This is a genomic window from Micromonospora sp. R77, from assembly GCF_022747945.1.
In the GTDB taxonomy this organism is placed as follows: Bacteria; Actinomycetota; Actinomycetes; order Mycobacteriales; family Micromonosporaceae; genus Micromonospora.
In genome coordinates this window covers 6,293,768-6,311,446 of record NZ_JALDST010000001.1, presented here as the reverse complement: position 1 = coordinate 6,311,446, position 17,679 = coordinate 6,293,768, and the positions used below count along the sequence as shown (strand labels likewise).

Genomic DNA, 17,679 nt, shown 5'->3' with positions numbered 1-17,679 from the left:
CCCGGCACGGCACCCGACGCTCCCCCTCGTCGTGACGGTGCCCGGGTGCGCGCGGTGGCGTCCCGGCAACGGGGAGGCCGGTCGGTTCCGGCATTCATGAAGGTCAACCCCGACGACTATGATACGGAGGTGTCCGTCTATCTCCCTCTGACGTATGCCTCGGCCTGAGCGGTCGCTGCGCGCCGACGGCGGCCCGATCGCCGAGTTCGCACAGGAGTTGCGAACCCTGCGGGAGAAGGCGGGATCGCCGAAGTACCTGCTGATGGCACGGCGGACGGGCCGGTCGCGTACCGCGTTGGCCGAAGCGGCCGGCGGTGACCACCTTCCCAGCTGGGACACCATCAGGGCATTCGTCGAGGCATGCGGCGACGATCCGTTGGAGTGGCTGCCGAAATGGGAGCGCGTACGGGATGCGGTTCGGGAGAACCGGGCGAGCCCGGTCGTCGCACCCGTCCCACCGCAGCCGCCCGCAGCACCACAGGAGTCCGCCGACGACGTGGCAATTCTGCTGCGGCTGTGGCAGGAACAGCGGGACCAGGCGCGTCAGAGCGAGAACCATCGGGCGATCCTCAGCGTCATCATCGGCCTCATCTGCGCCGGCGCGGGTGTGGCCAGCATTGCCGCGCGTCCCGTGTCGGTGCAGGCCCTGCTCGCGCTCGTCGTCGTGGTGCTCGCGCTCGTCGGGGCGCTGAGCAGCCACAAGTACTACGAGCGGCACCAGATGCACATGAACGAGGCGCACCAGCTACGTCAGCAGCTCGACCGGCTCCGTCCGCATCTGCACATCGAAACCACCTGGACCGGATCCCGGGCCGAGCACGCGGACCGCTATCCGCTGATGTACCGACTGCGATTGCATCATCTCTGGGTGACCGTTCACCTGGTGCTCGCCCTCGTCGGGGCCGTACTGCTGGCTCGCGTCGTGCTGCTGGGCCGGCCGTGACCGATCCCGACGCGTTGTTCGATCCCCTGCTCACCGTCGACATCTCGCGATTCGAGCTGCGACCGCTGTACCTGGGCGTCTTCTTCGGTGCGTTCGGCATCGACACCCGCACCAAGTTCCAGGTCATCTCGTCGACGTTCGAGGTGGCCCGCGAACTGCTCGCACCCTTGATGGTCAAGGCCGCCATCGACATCCTGCCCCGGCTGCAGGACCTCGTGGACCGGGAGCCGCGAACCCGGATCGTGTTCGCCGGGCGCGACTCGTTCAGCCTCGGCTACGTGGTCAGCGCGCTCGCCCCACGGTTCAGCACCGGCTTCTGCCGCAGCCTCTACCTCACTCGCACGATCGTCGACGAGGCCCTGGCCGACCTGGAGCAGCAGGGGCGGTCGTTCGCGGAGATCGAGACGTTCCGCAAGCGCCGATCCGGTGCACCCCGCCTCGACGCGTGGCGGCAACTGCACGACTACCTGCGCGCCAGTGAGCTGCACCTGGAGTCCGCTCCCGGGCCGGTGGTCATCGTGGACACCGGTTACAAGGGCAGCATCCAGGAGATGCTGGCGGCGATGTACCCCGCTGTGCACTTCACCGGCCACTATGTCTTCTACTCGGCGGCACCCGACGATCCGCATCCGGGGACGAAGCACGGCCATGTCTTCGACGCCGGTACCGGGCCCGCTGCCGGCGGCCGGGCGCTGCGCGGCGACCTGCCGAGCGACCCGTCCCTGACCTTCGCCCACCACGAGGCCATCGTCGCCGTGGAGGAGTTGCTGCAGGGCAGCCAACTCAGCCCCACCGCGATGGACCCCACCGGGCGCCCCCGGCTGCGCCGGGCCAGGCGGACCGACGACCCGTACGAGGGCCTCAACCCGATGCTCATCGGCGCGGAGTTCACCGAGCCGGTCTTCCGCGAGGCGGTGCTCGCCTTCAACGTCTTCGCCGTCAGCCGCCTGGCCCGCCGCGTCGCCGCGCACGTCGATCCGTCCGTGGCGGGGTGGTACCGCGCCGCTGTCGTCAGCCCGTGGTACCAGGATCTCGCAGTCCGGGTGGACCGCCTGCGCGACGATCTACGGGAATGGATATCACGCGATTCCGGCCGGGCGACGAACCCCGTCCTGCGTCGCATGCTCGACAGCTTCGTCCACCGCAGCGACCGCCACCTGATACGCGCGCTCGACCAGCAGATCCGCGAGTGGCCGGTCGAGCGTCAGGCACAGGTCTGGGCGGCGTTCGACCGCTGCTCCACCATCGAGGCGAAGAGCCGCTTCGCGCCAGACAAGGCAGGCGACGACCAGGTCGAGGTACCGCCGGTGCTGCTCCGCCGGAACCGCGCGGTCGCCATCCTGCTGGCGGCAGCACCGCGCCTGACGACCGCGGAAGCGCACCGGCTCGCCATCGCGCTGACCGACGACCCCGAGGCCGCCAGGCTGGCCGGTGCGACTCTCGCTGACGGCTCGATGCCGCTCGACGCCTACCTCGAGGCCTACCGCGCTCGCGCCAGCGAACTTCCGGAGTCGGAGATCCGCGTCGTGAGCCGGCTCGCTGTCGTCGTCGCCCAGGATCTTGCCCGACACCACGACATTTGACGACGGCGCGGTGGCTGCGCCGCACGACGCAGCCACCGCGCGCCGGTCAGCGGGCCTCGATGATCACGTTGGTGACGTGACTCCAGGACGGGCAGGACGAGTACTGCGTGTGCGTCCCGCTGGGCCAGCTCCACCAGCCCGAGTTGGTCGAGCCCGTCGCGTAGCACCAGGTCACGACCCGCCACTGGCCGCCGCCGGTGCAGGTTCCCCACGCCGTGGTCGCGGTGTTGAGACCCTTGCTGCACTGGGTGGGGTCGACGGCGAGGGCCGGGGCGGCGAGGCCGGCCGCCCCGATCGCCGTGCCCAGGGCCGCGGCGGTGAGCAGCGACCCGACCCGTCGCGAGGGCCGCAGGAGACGGCGCCCGTGCTCGGTCTTGAGGCTCATGATGGTTCTCCTCGACGTTGGAGGCGCGACGCGCCTGCTCCCACCGGTCCTATCGACATCGCCGACCGCCGCCGACCGGCGACGGTCTAATCCACCGGGCGGCGGTCAACGAAAGGCACTGCCCGTTCGCCCGACGGTCGGATGGCGGCCGACGCGTCCGCCGTCGCCCCGGGCCGGTGCCGGCGAGACGAGAATCGAGGGACCGGCCGTATCGCGGAAAGAGATGTCGCCGGCAGCCTGTCGATCCGCGGGCCGCTCGTTCGACGTGTAGGTGGCAGGGCCGAGAGACGGCCCGCCGGACGAGGAGAACACGATGCCGAAGTACCTGCTGATCATGCGGGGCACCGACGAGTCGAACGCCGCCATGATGGCCGACATCGACCAGATGATGGCCGCTACCCACCAGGTCATCGAGGAGATGGTCAAGGCCGGCGTGCTTCTGGCAGCCGAAGGGCTGGACGATCCGGGCCAGGGCGTGGTGGTCGACTTCAGCGGCGAGTCCCCGGTGGTAACGGACGGGCCGTACGGCGAGACCAGGGAACTGTTCGGAGGGTTCTTCCTGGTCGACGTCTCCTCGAAGCAGGAGGCGGTCGAGTGGGCCAAGCGGGTTCCGGCGGCCCGCGGGTCCAAGATCGAGGTCCGGCGGGTGCCCGGGAGCGACGAGGTCCCGCGGGTCGACGCGTGACCGGACGGGACCGGGCGCGGGAGCACCGGGGTACGGCCGATGTCGAGGCCGTCTGGCGGATCGAGTCGGCGCGGATCGTCGCCGCGTTGACCCGGTTCACCGGCGACTTCGGGCTGGCCGAGGACGCGGCTCAGGAGGCGGTGGCGGAGGCGCTGACGTCGTGGCCGCACGCCTCCCCGGCGAATCCGGCCGGCTGGCTGATGGCCACGGCCCGGCGGCGGGCGATCGACGCGGTCCGCCGCCGGACCGCCCTGCAGCACCGGTACGCCCTGCTGGCGGCCGACCTGGCGGTCGACCCGGGCGTCGACGAGGACGTCGACCCCGACCGGATCGACGATGACGTGCTGGCGCTGATGTACGTCAGCTGCCACCCGGTGCTCTCCCCCGAGACCCGGGTGGCGCTGACCCTGCGCGTGGTCGGTGGCCTCTCCACCGCGGAGATCGCCCGCGCGTTCCTGGTACCCGTACCGACCGTGCAGGCCCGGATCACCCGGGGCAAGAAGACGATCGCGGCGGCCGGGGTGCCGTTCGAGCTGCCACCCGCCAGCGAGCGCCGGGAGCGGCTGGGCGGCGTGCTCAGCGTCATCTACGTGATCTTCACCGAGGGGTCGACGGCCACGTCGGGCGACCGGCTGCTGCGCCCCGAGGTCGCGTACGAGGCGATCCGGCTGGCCCGTACGCTGGCGGCGCTGCAATCGGACGAGCCGGAAGTGCACGGCCTGCTCGCGTTGTGCGAGCTGACGTCCGCCCGCTTCCCGGCGCGGACCGGGCCGGAAGGCTCACCGATCCTGCTCGAGGACCAGGACCGGCGGCGGTGGGACGTCTCGGCGATCCGCCGTGGGCTGGCCGCGTTGGCCGAGGCGTCGACGCGCGGCCTCGGCCCCTACGGCCTGCAGGCGGCGATCGCCGCCTGCCACGCGTCGGCGCCCTCGGTCGAGGCGACCGACTGGGACCGGATCGTGGTGCTGTACGAGGCGCTCGGCCGGGTGGCACCCTCACCGGTGGTCGACCTGAACCGGGCCGTCGCCGTGGCCATGGCCTCGGGGCCGGCGCACGCCCTGGCCATCGTGGACGAGCTGATCGCCTCGAACCGGCTCCCCGGTTCGCACCTGGTCCCGACTGTACGCGGTGAACTGCTGGCCCGGCTCGGACGGCGACCGGAAGCGCGTGCCGAGCTGGAACTGGCCGCCCGGCTCTGCACCAACCAGCGCGAGCGTTCGGTGCTGCTGGGCAAGGCAGCCGCCCTGGGCTGACCGCTCCCGCTCAGTGCGAGCAGCCGGCGGGACACCAATCGGCCTCCGGACGGACTACCGTCGAGAGAGGAGTTCGGAAGGGAGGGACCATGGTTCCCGTCTCACCACACCACACCCGTCGCCACCTCGGCCCGCGCGCCGCGCTCGGGATGGCGCTCCTTGCCACCGGCCTCGCCGTCCCCGCCGCCCCGGCAGCGGCGGCCGGCGTCCCCACCACGCAGGTCGCACAAGTCGCCCGGCTGAGCACGGCGCAACCCGTCCTGCGCCAGGGCTCCCAGGGCTCGGCGGTGGCCGGCCTGCAACGGCGGCTCGCCGCGCTGCACTACGACGTCGGCTCCGCCGACGGGATCTTCGGGCCGTCCACGTTCCACGCGGTCGTCGCCTTCCAGAAGGTGAACGGTCTGACCCGCGACGGGATCGTCGGCCCGCGCACCTGGGCCGCCCTCGACCGGCCGGTGGTCCCGAAACCGAAGTACACCCACACCGGCTACTCGCTGGAGGCGAACCTCACCACGCAGGTGCTGTACCTGGCGCGGGGCGGGTCGGTGGTCCGCGTCCTGGACGCCTCCAGCGGCAAGGCCAGCACCCCCACACCCACCGGCAACTACACCATCCTGCGGCGGATCGACGGCTGGCGGCAGAGCGACCTGGGTCTGCTGTGGCGACCGAACTACTTCTACCGGGGATACGCGGTGCACGGCGCGACGTCCGTGCCCAACTACCCGGCCAGCCACGGCTGCGTACGGGTGCCCATCCCGGCGATGGACCGCCTCTGGTCGATCATCGGGGTCGGCGTACCGGTGCACGTCTACCGCTGAGGCTCGGTAGCATCGGCCGGATGTCGATGCGGCCCGGGCTGGTGCGGCTGCTCATGCCGGTGGCGGCGGCGACGTTCCTGGCCGTCGCCCTGGCCATCCGCGCCGTGGACGACGGGGCGCTGCGCCAGTACTCCGGTACCGCCCTGTACGCGTCGATGGTCTGGGCGGGAGTGCGGTTCCTGTGGCCGCGCCTGGCCCCGGTGCCGGCCGGGCTGATCGCGGTGGTCTTCTGCTGGGCGGTCGAGTGCGCGCAGCTGACCGGGGTGCCGGCGGCCCTGTCGGCGCGCAGCCTGCTCGCCCGGTTGGCGCTGGGCGTGCAGTTCGACCCCACGGATCTGCTCTGGTATCCGGTCGGCGTGCTGCCGTTGGTCGTGGCGCATCACCTGCTGCGCACCCGGCGGCCGGTGGCCGGACCGTAGCAGGACCAATGGGGGACGCACCGGTCCGTACCATCCGGTGGTGATCGTCGTGAGAAGCCCGCATCCACGCTGCACGGTCGTCGCGGCCCTGCTCGTGCTGGCCAGCGGATTCCTGCCCTGGTTCCGGTCCGGCTGGGCCGCGTGGACCGACGGTGTCGACAGCTACCAGACGAACACGGCATCGGCGTGGGCGGCGTCCACCTGGTGGTCCATGGGCCTCGGCGTCAACGTGGTCGCTGCCGTGGTGTCCCTCCTGCTGGCGAGGAGGCAGGGCCGGCCGATCCGGTTCCTCCGGTGGGCTCTTGCGGCGGCGTCGCTCGCAGGCCTCGTGGTGACGGTCGGTGCCTGGCTGGACATTCCGGAGCGCGGTCTGCTGCTGGGTGGGGCGTGGACGACCACCGACACCCACGGCCAGGTCGGTGACATCAACCGCGACCGGCTCGAGATCCTGCACCTCGACGGCCTGGACTACGACGTCGGCTGGGGTCTGTACGTGGGGATCGCCGCCATGTCCATCCTCTGCGGGCTGCTCATCCTTGATGCGCTCGGCAGCGCCCGGCTGCCGGACGTGACCGGCCGGGGGCAGTGAGGCAGGGGAAGCCGGCGGACGGGTCCACGGTCACGTCGCCGGTTTCTCCCGGCCCGGCTGATCGGGGGCGAGCCAGGCGAGCACCTCGGCGGTGTGCTCGCCGAGCCGGGGCGGTGGCCGGTCGTAGGTGACCGGTGCCGCGGAGAGGGTGATCGGGTTGGCGACCTGGCGGGCCGGGTGCGACCGGTCCGGCCCGGTCACGTCGACGACCGGGTCCAGCCCCAGGTCGGCGGCGAGCCGGAACGCGCCGGCGAGGTCGTTGACCGGCCCGCAGGGCACGCCGACCCGACCGAGTGCCGCGGCCAGGTCGTCGGCGGTACGCAGCGCCGTCCGCTCGGCCAGCGCGGCGATGAGCGGGGCGCGGTGGCGTACCCGGTCGGGGTTGGTGGCGTAGCGCGGATCCGCGGCGACGTCGGACAGGTCGAGCACCTGGCACAGCGCACGGAACTGGGCGTCGGTGCCGACCGCGACCGCGAGGGGACGGTCGGCGGTGGGCAGCAGCTCGTACGGGACGATGCTGGGGTGCGCGTTGCCGAGGATGCCCGGCACCGCGCCGGCGGCGACGTAGCCGGAGGCCTGGTTGACCAGGGCGGACAGCAGTGACGAGAGCAGGTTGACCTCGACGTGCTGGCCGGTGCCGGTGCTGTCGCGATGGCGCAGCGCGGCCAGGATGCCGACCGTGGCGTGCAGCCCGGTGATCACGTCCACCAGGGCCACGCCCGCCTTGACCGGTTCGCCCGGCCGTGCTCCGGTGACGCTCATCAGCCCACCGACGGCCTGGACCAGCAGGTCGTATCCGGGTAGCGCGGCGCCGGGCCCGGAGCCGAAACCGGTGATCGAGCAGTAGACGGCGCGTGGGTTCGCGGCGGCGACGTCGGGGTAGCCGAGTCCGTGCCGGTCCATCGTGCCGGGGCGGAAGTTGTGCACGACCACGTCCGCCCGGTGCACCAGCGTGCGGGCGGCGGCGAGGTCGGTGGGGTCGGTCAGGTCCAGCGCCACCGAGCGCTTGTTGCGGTTGACCGCGAGGTAGTAGGTGGCGGTGCCGTCGGCGTCGTACGGCGGGCCCCAGGCGCGGGTGTCGTCACCGGTGCCGGGCCGTTCCACCTTGACGACATCGGCGCCGAGGTCGGCCAGGAGCATGGTGGCGTACGGGCCGGCGAGGACCCGGCTGAAGTCGGCGACGAGCACCCCGTCGAGCGCGGACGTCATCCACGCCACCTCCCCACGACTGCGACCTCGTCGGCGGCGTTGCGCCGCAGTCGCCCACCCTAGCCGTGTGCCGTTGCCGGATGGCCGGCAATGCGCCGGTGACCTGCCGAAACACCGGCAGTGGACGGCCGGTGGACCGGCGGGTGGCAGGTTCAGCGGTAGGACCTCACACCCCTGGAGGGAGGAACCATGAAGAAGATCGTCGTGCGCAAGCCGGGCACCGTCCGGCTGACCACCGCCGCCACGTTCTACGACAACCCGCTCTGCTGGCCGTTCTGAGCCGGCAGGACCACACACCGGGGCCTGGACCGTCTGCGACACAGCGGTCCGGGCCCCGGCCCCACCGTCGGGGAAGGCCGCCATGACCACCGTTCCGTCCACGCTGCGCCAGCCGCTGCGCGTGCATCCGCTGACCTATCTGCCCGACGGGGACGACGTCGTCGTCGGTCGTACCGACGTCGACTCGTTCGGGGTGTTCCCGCCGGACGGTGCCGAGCTGCTCCGGCGGATCGCCGGCGGGATGCCACCGGCCGAGGCCGCCAACTGGTACGCCGAGACGTACGGCGAGCAGGTCGACCTGGAGGAGTTCCTGGGGGTGCTGTCGGAGCTGGACTTCCTGGTCGGCGACGTCGAGCCGGCCGCCGCTCCCGGGCCGGTGCGCTGGCAGCGGCTGGGGCGCTGGCTCTTCTCCCGGCCCGCCTGGATCCTGTACGCGGTGCTGCTGGCCGGCGCGGTCGCGGTGATGGTGGACCGGCCGCGGCTGATCCCGCACACGGACAACCTCTTCTACACCGACTACGTCACGGCGCTGGCGTTGACCGTCTTTCTCGGCCAGATCCCGCTGATCCTGGTGCACGAGAGCTTCCACGCCCTGGCGGGACGTCGGCTCGGTCTGCGCTCCACCCTCCGGATCAGCCACCGGCTGCACTTCCTCACCTTCGAGACGAGCCTGGACGGTCTGGTGGTGGTGCCGCGCCGGCAGCGTTACCTGCCGATGCTCGCCGGCATGCTGGCCGACCTGCTGCTGGTCTCGGTGCTGACGCTGGCCGCCGCGGTCACCCTGCGCCCGGACGGCGCGCCGACGCGGCTGGGCGGGTTCTGCCTGGCCCTGGCCTTCCTGACCGTGCTCCGCTTCGCCTGGCAGTTCGCCTTCTATCTGCGCACCGACCTGTACGGCGTGGTGACCACGGTGCTCGGCTGCCACGACCTGCAGGGCGCTGCCCGTCGGGTGCTCGGCAACCGGGCGCGCCGCCTGCTCGGGCGTCCCCCGGTCGACGAGTCCGGGCTGCACCCGCGGGACCGGGAGGTGGCCCGCTGGTACTCCTGGCTCCTCCTGATCGGGTACGCGGTCTCGCTCGGCGTGCTGGCGCTGGCGGTCGTACCGACCACGGTCCGCACCGTCGGCATGGCCGGCACCCGACTGTTGCACCAGAGTCATGGCATCTCCGGGATCGCCGACTCGCTGATCTTCCTCACCGTCACCGTCGGTCAGCTCGTGCTGGTCGGCGTGCTGATGCTGCGCAACCGTCGGCAGCGACGCTCCGCCGCCGACGTCCGTCACCTGGCCCAGTGAGAGGAGCGCGCACGATGGCGCAGCACCTGTGGATCACCGGCGACCACGCGCACCAGCGCCTGGCTGCCGCCCGCGCTCTGCCGGCCGTTCCGCTGGCGGAGCCGGTCGACGCACACCGGCGCCGGTTCGGGCCCTACACCGCGGCGAACGCGCTGTTCACGGCGCTCGTGCCGGAGATGCTCGCGACCACGCCGGAGCTGGTGCGCCGGCACGACATCGAGGTGCTGTCGGTCGCCCCGGATCTGCGGTCGCTGGTGCCGGCCTCGCGGGAGACGCTCACCTCCCTGGCGGTGCCGGCCGAGCGGACCCGGTTCTACTCCCGGGTCCGCACGCTGCGGCTCTCGCACGGTCTCGCCGAACTGCTGCGCGAGCACGCCCGCGCCTTGGGCGGTCCGCGCCGCATCCTGGTGCTGGACCGTCTGGACGAGGCCGACCCGACCGACGCGGAGTTCGTCTCGGTCCTGCTGCGCCGGGTCGATCCCGATCTGCTCACCGTGGTCGTCGGCAGCGGTATCGGGCCGCTCGACGACGACCTGGCCGCCGACCTGGGCCGGTACGCGGAGCGGCGCGAGGCGCCGCCGGTCCCCTTCCCCGGTTCGCCGCCGGCCGACCCGGCCCGGGCGTACGTGGACTCCGACTGCTGCGCCGACGACCCGGCCCTGTTGGCCGCCTACGCCGACCTGGACCCCGCCGCCCGGTGCCGGCTGCACGCCGAGCGGGCCGAGCAGCTGCTCGCCACCGGGCTGCAGTCGCCGAAGCTGGGCGCGGTGCCCTACCACCTGGAACGGGCCGGTGACCCGGCCGAGACCGGCGCCAGGGCACTGCTGGAGGCGCTGAACTACTGCGTGGACATGGGCTTCTACCACGCCACCCTGGACCTCGGCCGGCGTGGCCGGGCGGTCGTCGACCGGGCCGCCCGGGAGGGCGCGTGGTGGGCGTTCACCACCAAGATGACCACCTCGCTGTCGGCGCTGGGCCGGCCCGAGGAGGCCGAGGGGTTGTACGACGAGGCCCGGTCGCTGAGCGTCAATCCGATCATCCACCGCCAGGCCGCGTACGCCACTGCGATGATCTACACCCGGCACCGGGACCCGGATCACCGCGACCACCTGCGCGCCCGGGCCTGGATCAACCAGGCGATCGCGATCGCGAGCCTGCAGCCGGAGGGTACCGACCGCAGCTTCTCGACGGTCTTCCAGCAGAACGGGCTGGCCCTCATCGAGATGCACCTGGGCAACCTGCCGGGCGCGCTGGACCTGGTCGCCGCGGGCCTGGATCGTCTGGACAAGGAGTTGGGCGCCGACGAGCACCGGCTGCACCGCTCGGTGCTGCTGCACAACCGGGCCCAGGTGCTGGCCGCACTGGGCCGGCTCGAGGAGGCGTTGGTCGACTTCACCGCGGTGATCGCGGATGACCCCAACCATCCCGAGTACCACTTCGACCGGGCGAACCTGCTGCACCGGCTGGGCCGCGACGACGAGGCGCTGGCCGGCTACGCCGAAGCGATCCGGTTGAGCCCGCCGTTCCCGGAGGCGCACTACAACCGGGCCGACGTGTTGACCGGCCTCGGTGACCTCGACGCCGCGCTGGCCGACCTGTGCTACGTGCTGGAGCTCGAACCGACCAATGTGGACGCGCTGGTCAACCGGGCCAGCCTGTACGCCGTGCTGGACGACGCCGCCGCGCTGCGCGCCGATCTGGACGCCGGTCTGGCCCTCGACGGCGCCAATCCGCACCTGCTCTGCCTGCGCGGCCAGCTCCAGGCCGAGGAGGGCAGGGCCGCCGAGGCGGCGCAGTCGTACCGGCAGGCGTTGGCGGTGGACCAGGCGGCGACCGCTGCCTGGTCCGGTCTGGCGGCGCTGGCCTTCGACGCGGGTGACCCGCTGGCCGCGGTCGGCCACCTGGACCGGGCGTTGGCCGTCGGCGACGACGCGGCGCTGCGCTACAACCGGGCCACCGCGTACCGGGCGCTCGGCCGGCACGACGACGCCCTGGTCGATCTGACCCGGGCGGCCGAGCTGGACCCGGCTGACGAGGAGATCCGCCGGGAGCAGGCCGAATGCGCCCGGGCGCTGAGCGTGGTCGCCGGTCGGTGAGGCCCGCCGTTCATCCGACGAGGGCCCGACCGTACGCGTCGCGCAGCAGCGCTCCGGGGGTCAGTCCCAGCTGCCGGTCGAGCAGCCGGCACACCCGCTGGTACGCGGTGATCGCCTCTGAGCGCCGGCCGGCCAGGACGAGCGCCCGGATCAGCATCGCCCACCACTGCTCGACCAGCGGCTGGTCGGCGACGAGGCGGCGGAGCAGCGTGATGGCGTTGTCCGGCCGGCCGGCCGCGAGGTCCGCCTCGACCAGGAGGGCGTGGGTGCCGCGCACCAGCTCGTGCAGGTGCGCCTTGTCCATCGCCGCCATCTCCTCCGCCCTGTCGTCGACCGGCTCGGCCGGTGCCAGTGACAGCGCGGTGGCGAGCAGCCGGCGGGCGTCCGCCGATTCCCCGGCGGCCAGCGCCTGCCGGCCCTGGTCGGCCAGCTCCTGGAAGACGTGCAGGTCCAGTGCACCGGGCTCGACGAGCAGCCGGTAGCCGCCGGGCCGGCTCTCCAGCCGGTCACTGCCGTGTCCGGCATCGACCAGCAGGGACCGCAGCCGCCACACGTAGGTCTTGAGGTTGCCCGGTGCCGAGCGGGGTGGTTGCCCGGCCCAGACCATCTCGATCAGCCGGCTGACGCTGACCCACTCGTTGCCGCGCATCAGCAGGCTGGCCAGCAAGGTGCGCTGCTTGGCTGTCGGCGCTTCCCGCCAGGTGCCGTCGGCGGCTCGTACCGCCACCGCGTCCAGCACCCGGTAGCGCACCGCCTGACCCAGCTCGTCAACTACTCCTACGTATTGACGCATGCCGTTACGTTATCGGCCGGGCGGGCCGGTGGAACTTCTTCTTTTGTGCGGCATCGCCGAGGCTTCACACCGTCAGTGGTCGGGGCTGCCGGCGGCGGCCATGATGCGCAGCGCGTTGGGGTCCAGCCCGATCCGGATCGGGGTCTCGCCGTACGGCTCGCCGTCGACCTCGACCCGGGCCGGCCGGTCGGTCTCCACCCATAGTTGCCGCACGGCGAGGAACGGTTCGTCGCGGAGCGTACGGCGGCGGCCGCTCGCCGCGTTGCGGGCCGTCTCGCGCAGCAGGCCGCGGCGGGTCGGGCCGCCCACCGGGTACGCCACCAGCAGCCGGTCGTCGGCATTCGCGTCGGCGGTGATCGGCCGGCCGGCGTGGAAGCCGCCGTTGGCGACGTACACCTGGTGGGTGACGAACGTGTGCTGCCGCCCCTCGGCGCGGACGGTGACCCGCAGCGGCCGGTGCCGGCGCAGCAGCCCCACGGCGGTGAGCGGGTACGCGAGCCGCCCGGTGATCCGTTTGAGCCGCGGCGGCGCGGCGAGCATCACGTCGGCGGAGAGCCCGATGCCGACGTGGTTGGTGAACCGGGTGTCGCCGACCAGGCCGAGGTCGACGTCGATCACCTTGCCGTCGGTGAGCACCGCGACGGCGGCGTCCAAGTCGAGCGGGATGCCGACGGTCCGGGCGAAGTTGTTGGTGGTGCCCAGCGGCAGCAGGCCGAGCGCGACGTCCCGGTGGGCGAGCAGCCGAGCGGCGGTGCCGATGGTGCCGTCGCCGCCGCCCGCGACCAGCAGGTCCGGCCCGAGGTCGGTGGCGTCGGCGAGGCGCTGTTCCAGCTCACCGGGCCGGTCGACCGGATAGCTGCCGAGCAGGGTGAAACCGGCCGCGACCAGCCGGGACCGGGCGTCGTCGTAGAGCCGGCGGCCCCGGCGGGAGTGCGCGTTCACGACGAGCGCGGCCCGACGGTCCCGCCGGATGGCCGCGCCCAATTCCTGCTTCGTCCGCATGAGGCCCGACCCTATCGCCGCGCCCCCGGGAGCCCCGGGTGTGACCGGCGCATCGGTTTAGGTTGATCAACTGCCGGGTACCAGTGCGGATCGGAAACGGACACGACCGCACGGACGCGGCGGGGAAGGGAGGTCAGTCGGTGATGAACTCCTGCCCCAGGCCGACCAGTTCGAGCACGGCGGCGGTGATCCGGGACGGTCTGCGCAGCACCAGCAGGCAGCCGCGCTCGCTCACCCGCTGGCGTGCCGTCAGCAACGCCGTGATCCCGGCCGCGCCGAAGAAGTCCACCGCGCTGAGGTCGAGGACCAGCACCGGCGGTGGCTGGCCCGCCAGCACACTGTCCACCAGGTCGACGAGCAGGCCGACGGTGTCCATGTCCAGCGGACCCTGGACGGCCACGACCGCCGCCTCGCCCTCGTGGGCGAGCGCGAGGGCCAGGAGTGACGGTCTGTCGTCTTGTTGCACCGCCCCGGGCGGTGCCTGATGCACGGACATGAACGGCTCCTCGGCGAGGACGTCGGGACCGGGTCGGCGCTCGGCCCACCGTCGGTGGGCGGCACTGGTCCTGGGCTCATGTCCGAACCCACCCTGACCCTAGCCGGGTACCGCCCGGATCGCACCTCCCTTCTCGCCGGTGTACGCGTGTCGGCGATGGATTCCGCCGGCCTGCCCGGAACGAGCCAGGCCGGTGCGTCCTCTTCGACGAAACGGACACTCCCTTTCCAGGAGGTAGCAGTGGTGTCCCATGCTGCCCAGACGCACCTCGCCTCGGCGTACGGCAGGTTGTTGGCCCTGCTCGCCGACTCGCCGCAGGTCGACGTGTTCCTCGACCAGGTCGTCCGGGTCGCGACGGAGGTCGCCGCCTCCGCCGACGCCTGCGGGCTGACCATGCGCCGCGACGGCGGCGCGTTCACCGTCGCCAGCAGCGGCGAGCTGGCCGCGCGGGGCGACGAGATCCAGTACGGGGCCGACGAGGGACCCTGCCTCGAGGCGCTACGCCGAGGACACGTCGTCGAGGTCGACGACCTGGGCCGGGACGCGCGCTGGCCCCGGTACCGGCAGCACGCCCTGCGGCTCGGCATCGTCAGCTCGCTGTCGCTGCCGATGACGATCGACGGGGAGACGGTCGGCGCACTGAACCTGTATGCCACCCGCTCCGCCGCCTTCACCGACCGGACGCGCCGGCAGGCCACGGCGTTCGCCGACCAGGCGGCGGCGGCGCTGGGCGTCCTCCTCCGCCAGGCCGACCAGGCGCTCGTGCACCAGCAACTCACCGACGCGATGGCCTCCCGCAGCATCATCGACCAGGCACTCGGGGTGCTGATGGGTCAGCAGCGGTGCACCGCCGCGGAGGCGTTCGCCCTGCTGCGGCAGGCGTCGCAGCACCGCAACCGCAAACTGCGCGACGTCGCGGCGGAGATCATCACGCAGGTCACCGGCGAGTCCCCGCAGCCGGCTCCGGGCTTCGTCATCCCCCGCCAGCAGCACTGAGCCCTATCGTGCGGCCCCGCACGCGGCCAGCCGGGCGTCGACGACGAGCGCGTCGAGTTCGGCGATCGCGGACGGCTGCTCGGGCAGTCGGGTGTCCTGCTGCGCCTCGTCGAGCCGTTCGGCCAGGCGCCGCAGGTCCCGGTCGAGGACGTCGCGGGAAACCAGGTCGCCGAGGTCGCCGTGTTCGGCCGTGCGCTTGGCCGCGATCAACTCGGGCAGATAGGTCGGCGTCCGTTCCGCCGCCAGCAGAGTCGGCAGGTGCGCCTGCACCCGCCCGGTACGCAGCAGGTGGATGCCGGTCAGCAGGGCCCGGAAGGTGTACAGCAGCGGCTTGAGCTGTCCGGTGCCGTCGAACAGTCGTCGCTGGGTGGCGGCGAAGCCCCGGTAGTGGTGGCCGTGGTGCCGGGTGAGCACCCGCGGCGCCAGGTCGACCAGCGCCGCGTACGTCGGCGTGCGGTGCACCACCAGCGGGGACAGGAGCTGTTCCAGCACATAGCCGTTGCGGCGCAGCATCAGCCGGACGAACTTGCGCAGGTCGTGCGTGACGAGATCCATCTCCACGTCGTCCCGGTCCGCCATCACCGTACGGGTCTCCGCCGGCTCGCCGAGCCCGATCAGCTGCGCCACCGGCAGCAGGTGCACGCCGCGCAGGTCCACGTCGGAGTCGACGGAGGGGAAGCCGTAGAGGTGGGCGCCGGAGACGGTGGCGAACACCAGCGGGTACGGCTGCTCGGCGACCACGGCCGCGAGGTCGAGACCGGCCGGCAGGCCGGCCGCGTCGAGCGGGTTCATGCCATCTCCTCCACCGACCGGCGTCGTACCGAGATCAACCACTGGTCCACCCGTTCCTCGTCGGGATGCTCCGGCAGCGGGCTGGCGTCCAGGTCCCGCACCAGCGCGGCGACCAGCCGGTCCCGCCAGGCGGCGACCTCCGCCCACGGCAGCCGGCCGGCCTTCACCGCGAGCAGGCGGTCCCGGTCCGCGCCGACGTCCAGCACCAACTCCCCCGTCCGCACCAGGTGGCCGCCCGCGGCCAGCAGCCGCAGCAGGTGTACGACGTGCCGCCAGGTCGGCGTACCGGAGCGGGCGATGCCCCGCTCGGCCTTGGCGAACTGCGCGGCCGCATAGCCGAGGTAGGTGTCGGCCACCCGCCGGGACAGGAACGCCGGGGCGAGCGCGCGCAGCTCGGCGCCGACGGGTGTGCAGGTCTCCACCAGCGGGGAGTGCAGCACCTCCAGCACGTTCGGGTTCGCCGCCAGGCCGAGGACGCAGACCCGCTCCACCTCCCACCGCAGCTGCTCCGGCAGCGGGCCCTCGTGGTGCTTCGCCGGTTTGGTCAAGCCCCAGAAGGCGGCGGCGGGCAGCGCGTACACCCCGCGCCGGTCGGTGTCGGAGCCGGGACCGGCCAGGCCGAACGCGTGGGAACCCACGACGACCTGGAGGATCGTCCGGTCGTCGACCAGACGGTCCAGCGCCTTGTCGGGTTCGCGGTAGGTCACCGCCGCACCCTACTCAACCGGGCGCCGGCGGCGCAGGTGTGATTCGGGCGCGGAGCAGGCACGACCCGATGCGTGGCAGTTGGTCGTCGTCGGGCCGGTCGCCGCGGGGCGACCGGCCCGCGGCCTACTACCCGTCCCGGCCGCTGCTGAACGCGGCGTCGAACGCGGCTGACGGCGCGTCGAACGCCAGCCGGCGGACGAACTCCAGCGCCTCCGGCGCGCCGACCAGCCGGTCCATTCCGGCGTCCTCCCATTCGATGGAGATCGGCCCGGCGTAGCCGATCGCGTTCAGGGCGCGGAAGCAGTCCTCCCACGGCACGTCGCCGTGCCCGGTGGAGACGAAGTCCCAGCCCCGACGCAGGTCCGCCCAGGGCAGGTGGGACGAGAGCCGGCCGCGCCGCCCGTCGCCGGTGCGTACCTTCGCGTCCTTGCAGTCGACGTGGTAGATCCGGTCGGCGAAGTCGAAGATGAAGTTCACCGGGTCCAGGTCCTGCCAGACGAAGTGCGACGGATCCCAGTTCAGCCCGAACGCCGGCCGGTGCCCGATCGCCTCCAGGGTCCGCTTCGTGGTCCAGTAGTCGTACGCGATTTCGCTGGGGTGGACCTCGTGGGCGAACCGCACCCCTTCCGAGTCGAAGACGTCGAGGATCGGGTTCCACCGGTCGGCGAAGTCGGCGTAGCCGCGCTCGATCATCGCCGGTGGCACGGGCGGGAACATCGCCAGGGTGTGCCAGATCGACGAGCCGGTGAAGCCGACCACCGTCTCCACCCCGAGCTTCGCCGCCGCCCGCGCGGTGTCCTTCATCTCTGCCGCGGCGCGGCGGCGGACACCCTCCGGTTCACCGTCGCCCCAGATCCGTCCCGGCAGGATGTCCCGGTGCCGCTCGTCGATCGGGTGGTCGCAGACGGCCTGACCGACGAGGTGGTTGGAGATGGCGTAGACCTTCAGGTCGTGCTTGGCCAGGGTCTCCCGCTTCCGGTCGACGTACGAGTCGTCGGCCAGCGCCTTGTCGACCTCGAAGTGGTCGCCCCAGCAGGCGATCTCCAGCCCGTCGTAGCCCCACCCGGCGGCCAGCCGGCAGACCTCGTCGAACGGAAGGTCGGCCCACTGTCCGGTGAAGAGCGTGATCGGTCGCGCCATGGTCTGTCTCCCCTGTCGTGATGGGGATTCCTGATCGGACCGGGGCGAGGGGCCGGCGCGGCGGGCAGCGCGGAGCACCGGTGGGTGCACGGAGGCACCTGGGCCGGACGGGTTTGCGCCTCCCGTCGGGTCACCGGTCACCGCACGGGTCGCCGTCCCCCACTGTAGGGCGGTCCGGGCCGGCGCGGAAGTCTCCGCA

Annotated in this window: 18 protein-coding genes; 10 read left to right on the top strand and 8 right to left on the bottom strand. The window is 72.5% G+C overall.

All coding sequences use genetic code 11. The features are described from left to right. Window positions 1-154: 154 nt before the first annotated feature. Both MRQ36_RS29175 and MRQ36_RS29170 read left to right on the top strand, forming a co-directional pair. Entirely contained in the window at window positions 155-943 is a 789-nt protein-coding gene (locus MRQ36_RS29175; protein ID WP_242799953.1) for a helix-turn-helix domain-containing protein, read from the top strand. Continuing rightward, complete coding sequence (locus tag MRQ36_RS29170) at window positions 940-2,526, top strand: hypothetical protein (protein ID WP_242799952.1); 1,587 nt, start codon at window positions 940-942, stop codon at window positions 2,524-2,526. Before MRQ36_RS29175 ends, MRQ36_RS29170 begins: the two co-directional genes overlap by 4 nt. 46 nt (window positions 2,527-2,572) lie before the next feature. Here MRQ36_RS29170 and MRQ36_RS29165 read toward each other — a convergent pair whose 3' ends face one another. Then, window positions 2,573-2,911 carry a hypothetical protein gene (locus MRQ36_RS29165; RefSeq protein ID WP_242799951.1) on the bottom strand — a complete coding sequence of 113 codons (339 nt, stop codon included), beginning with the start codon at window positions 2,909-2,911 and terminating at the stop codon, window positions 2,573-2,575. A 313-nt stretch (window positions 2,912-3,224) separates the two neighbouring features. Here MRQ36_RS29165 and MRQ36_RS29160 point away from each other — a divergent pair, with 313 nt between their 5' ends. The 5 genes from MRQ36_RS29160 (at window position 3,225) to MRQ36_RS29140 (ending at window position 6,675) form a co-directional block, all read left to right on the top strand. Beyond that, window positions 3,225-3,596 carry a YciI family protein gene (locus tag MRQ36_RS29160; protein WP_242799950.1) on the top strand — a complete coding sequence of 124 codons (372 nt, stop codon included), beginning with the start codon at window positions 3,225-3,227 and terminating at the stop codon, window positions 3,594-3,596. Then, window positions 3,593-4,849, top strand: a complete 1,257-nt coding sequence (locus MRQ36_RS29155; protein WP_242799949.1) for an RNA polymerase sigma factor — start codon at window positions 3,593-3,595, stop codon at window positions 4,847-4,849. Before MRQ36_RS29160 ends, MRQ36_RS29155 begins: the two co-directional genes overlap by 4 nt. Window positions 4,850-4,938: 89 nt before the next feature. Then, the gene (locus MRQ36_RS29150; RefSeq protein ID WP_242799948.1) at window positions 4,939-5,667 is read left to right on the top strand and encodes a L,D-transpeptidase family protein; all 729 of its coding nucleotides are present in this window, start codon (window positions 4,939-4,941) and stop codon (window positions 5,665-5,667) included. Window positions 5,668-5,687: 20 nt separating this feature from the next. After that, window positions 5,688-6,086, top strand: coding sequence for a DUF2809 domain-containing protein (locus MRQ36_RS29145; RefSeq protein ID WP_242799947.1), 399 nt, complete (start codon window positions 5,688-5,690; stop codon window positions 6,084-6,086). A 40-nt stretch (window positions 6,087-6,126) separates the two neighbouring features. Next, window positions 6,127-6,675 carry a hypothetical protein gene (locus tag MRQ36_RS29140; protein ID WP_242799946.1) on the top strand — a complete coding sequence of 183 codons (549 nt, stop codon included), beginning with the start codon at window positions 6,127-6,129 and terminating at the stop codon, window positions 6,673-6,675. Between the two features lie 30 nt (window positions 6,676-6,705). Here MRQ36_RS29140 and MRQ36_RS29135 read toward each other — a convergent pair whose 3' ends face one another. Continuing rightward, window positions 6,706-7,884: a CaiB/BaiF CoA-transferase family protein gene (locus MRQ36_RS29135; RefSeq protein ID WP_242799945.1), complete on the bottom strand. Its 1,179-nt coding sequence runs from the start codon at window positions 7,882-7,884 to the stop codon at window positions 6,706-6,708. Window positions 7,885-8,245: 361 nt separating this feature from the next. Here MRQ36_RS29135 and MRQ36_RS29130 point away from each other — a divergent pair, with 361 nt between their 5' ends. Together MRQ36_RS29130 and MRQ36_RS29125 are read left to right on the top strand one after the other, a co-directional pair. Continuing rightward, complete coding sequence (locus tag MRQ36_RS29130) at window positions 8,246-9,457, top strand: hypothetical protein (protein WP_242799944.1); 1,212 nt, start codon at window positions 8,246-8,248, stop codon at window positions 9,455-9,457. Window positions 9,458-9,471: 14 nt separating this feature from the next. Next, complete coding sequence (locus MRQ36_RS29125; protein ID WP_242799943.1) at window positions 9,472-11,553, top strand: tetratricopeptide repeat protein; 2,082 nt, start codon at window positions 9,472-9,474, stop codon at window positions 11,551-11,553. Between the two features lie 10 nt (window positions 11,554-11,563). Here MRQ36_RS29125 and MRQ36_RS29120 read toward each other — a convergent pair whose 3' ends face one another. From MRQ36_RS29120 to MRQ36_RS29110, 3 genes are all read right to left on the bottom strand, one after another. After that, on the bottom strand, window positions 11,564-12,346 hold the full coding sequence (locus MRQ36_RS29120) for a BTAD domain-containing putative transcriptional regulator (RefSeq protein ID WP_242799942.1): 783 nt from the start codon (window positions 12,344-12,346) through the stop codon (window positions 11,564-11,566). 72 nt (window positions 12,347-12,418) lie between these two features. Further along, a complete protein-coding gene (locus tag MRQ36_RS29115; protein ID WP_242799941.1) occupies window positions 12,419-13,348 on the bottom strand; it encodes a diacylglycerol kinase family protein in 930 nt (309 codons plus the stop codon). Between the two features lie 133 nt (window positions 13,349-13,481). Beyond that, window positions 13,482-13,844: an STAS domain-containing protein gene (locus tag MRQ36_RS29110; RefSeq protein WP_242799940.1), complete on the bottom strand. Its 363-nt coding sequence runs from the start codon at window positions 13,842-13,844 to the stop codon at window positions 13,482-13,484. A gap of 240 nt (window positions 13,845-14,084) precedes the next feature. Here MRQ36_RS29110 and MRQ36_RS29105 point away from each other — a divergent pair, with 240 nt between their 5' ends. Beyond that, entirely contained in the window at window positions 14,085-14,840 is a 756-nt protein-coding gene (locus MRQ36_RS29105) for a GAF and ANTAR domain-containing protein (protein ID WP_242799939.1), read from the top strand. Window positions 14,841-14,843: 3 nt separating this feature from the next. Here the strand turns inward: MRQ36_RS29105 and MRQ36_RS29100 are convergent, their stop codons facing one another. From MRQ36_RS29100 to MRQ36_RS29090, 3 genes are all read right to left on the bottom strand, one after another. Beyond that, window positions 14,844-15,632: a DNA polymerase beta superfamily protein gene (locus MRQ36_RS29100; RefSeq protein ID WP_242799938.1), complete on the bottom strand. Its 789-nt coding sequence runs from the start codon at window positions 15,630-15,632 to the stop codon at window positions 14,844-14,846. Further along, window positions 15,629-16,339 (bottom strand): DNA polymerase beta superfamily protein, encoded by a 711-nt coding sequence (locus MRQ36_RS29095; RefSeq protein WP_374250888.1) that lies wholly within the window; start codon window positions 16,337-16,339, stop codon window positions 15,629-15,631. Before MRQ36_RS29095 ends, MRQ36_RS29100 begins: the two co-directional genes overlap by 4 nt. A gap of 127 nt (window positions 16,340-16,466) precedes the next feature. Then, window positions 16,467-17,480: a sugar phosphate isomerase/epimerase gene (locus MRQ36_RS29090; RefSeq protein ID WP_242799937.1), complete on the bottom strand. Its 1,014-nt coding sequence runs from the start codon at window positions 17,478-17,480 to the stop codon at window positions 16,467-16,469. Window positions 17,481-17,679 lie beyond the last annotated feature (199 nt).

Coding starts and splice junctions, on each gene's coding strand:
- MRQ36_RS29145 (WP_242799947.1), top strand. CDS start 5,688: ATGTCGATGCGGCCCGGGCTGGTGCGGCTGCTCATGCCGGTGGCGGCG.
- MRQ36_RS29175 (WP_242799953.1), top strand. CDS start 155: ATGCCTCGGCCTGAGCGGTCGCTGCGCGCCGACGGCGGCCCGATCGCC.
- MRQ36_RS29115 (WP_242799941.1), bottom strand. CDS start 13,348: ATGCGGACGAAGCAGGAATTGGGCGCGGCCATCCGGCGGGACCGTCGG.
- MRQ36_RS29130 (WP_242799944.1), top strand. CDS start 8,246: ATGACCACCGTTCCGTCCACGCTGCGCCAGCCGCTGCGCGTGCATCCG.
- MRQ36_RS29110 (WP_242799940.1), bottom strand. CDS start 13,844: ATGTCCGTGCATCAGGCACCGCCCGGGGCGGTGCAACAAGACGACAGA.
- MRQ36_RS29100 (WP_242799938.1), bottom strand. CDS start 15,632: ATGAACCCGCTCGACGCGGCCGGCCTGCCGGCCGGTCTCGACCTCGCG.
- MRQ36_RS29135 (WP_242799945.1), bottom strand. CDS start 7,884: ATGACGTCCGCGCTCGACGGGGTGCTCGTCGCCGACTTCAGCCGGGTC.
- MRQ36_RS29125 (WP_242799943.1), top strand. CDS start 9,472: ATGGCGCAGCACCTGTGGATCACCGGCGACCACGCGCACCAGCGCCTG.
- MRQ36_RS29160 (WP_242799950.1), top strand. CDS start 3,225: ATGCCGAAGTACCTGCTGATCATGCGGGGCACCGACGAGTCGAACGCC.
- MRQ36_RS29090 (WP_242799937.1), bottom strand. CDS start 17,480: ATGGCGCGACCGATCACGCTCTTCACCGGACAGTGGGCCGACCTTCCG.
- MRQ36_RS29150 (WP_242799948.1), top strand. CDS start 4,939: ATGGTTCCCGTCTCACCACACCACACCCGTCGCCACCTCGGCCCGCGC.
- MRQ36_RS29120 (WP_242799942.1), bottom strand. CDS start 12,346: ATGCGTCAATACGTAGGAGTAGTTGACGAGCTGGGTCAGGCGGTGCGC.
- MRQ36_RS29165 (WP_242799951.1), bottom strand. CDS start 2,911: ATGAGCCTCAAGACCGAGCACGGGCGCCGTCTCCTGCGGCCCTCGCGA.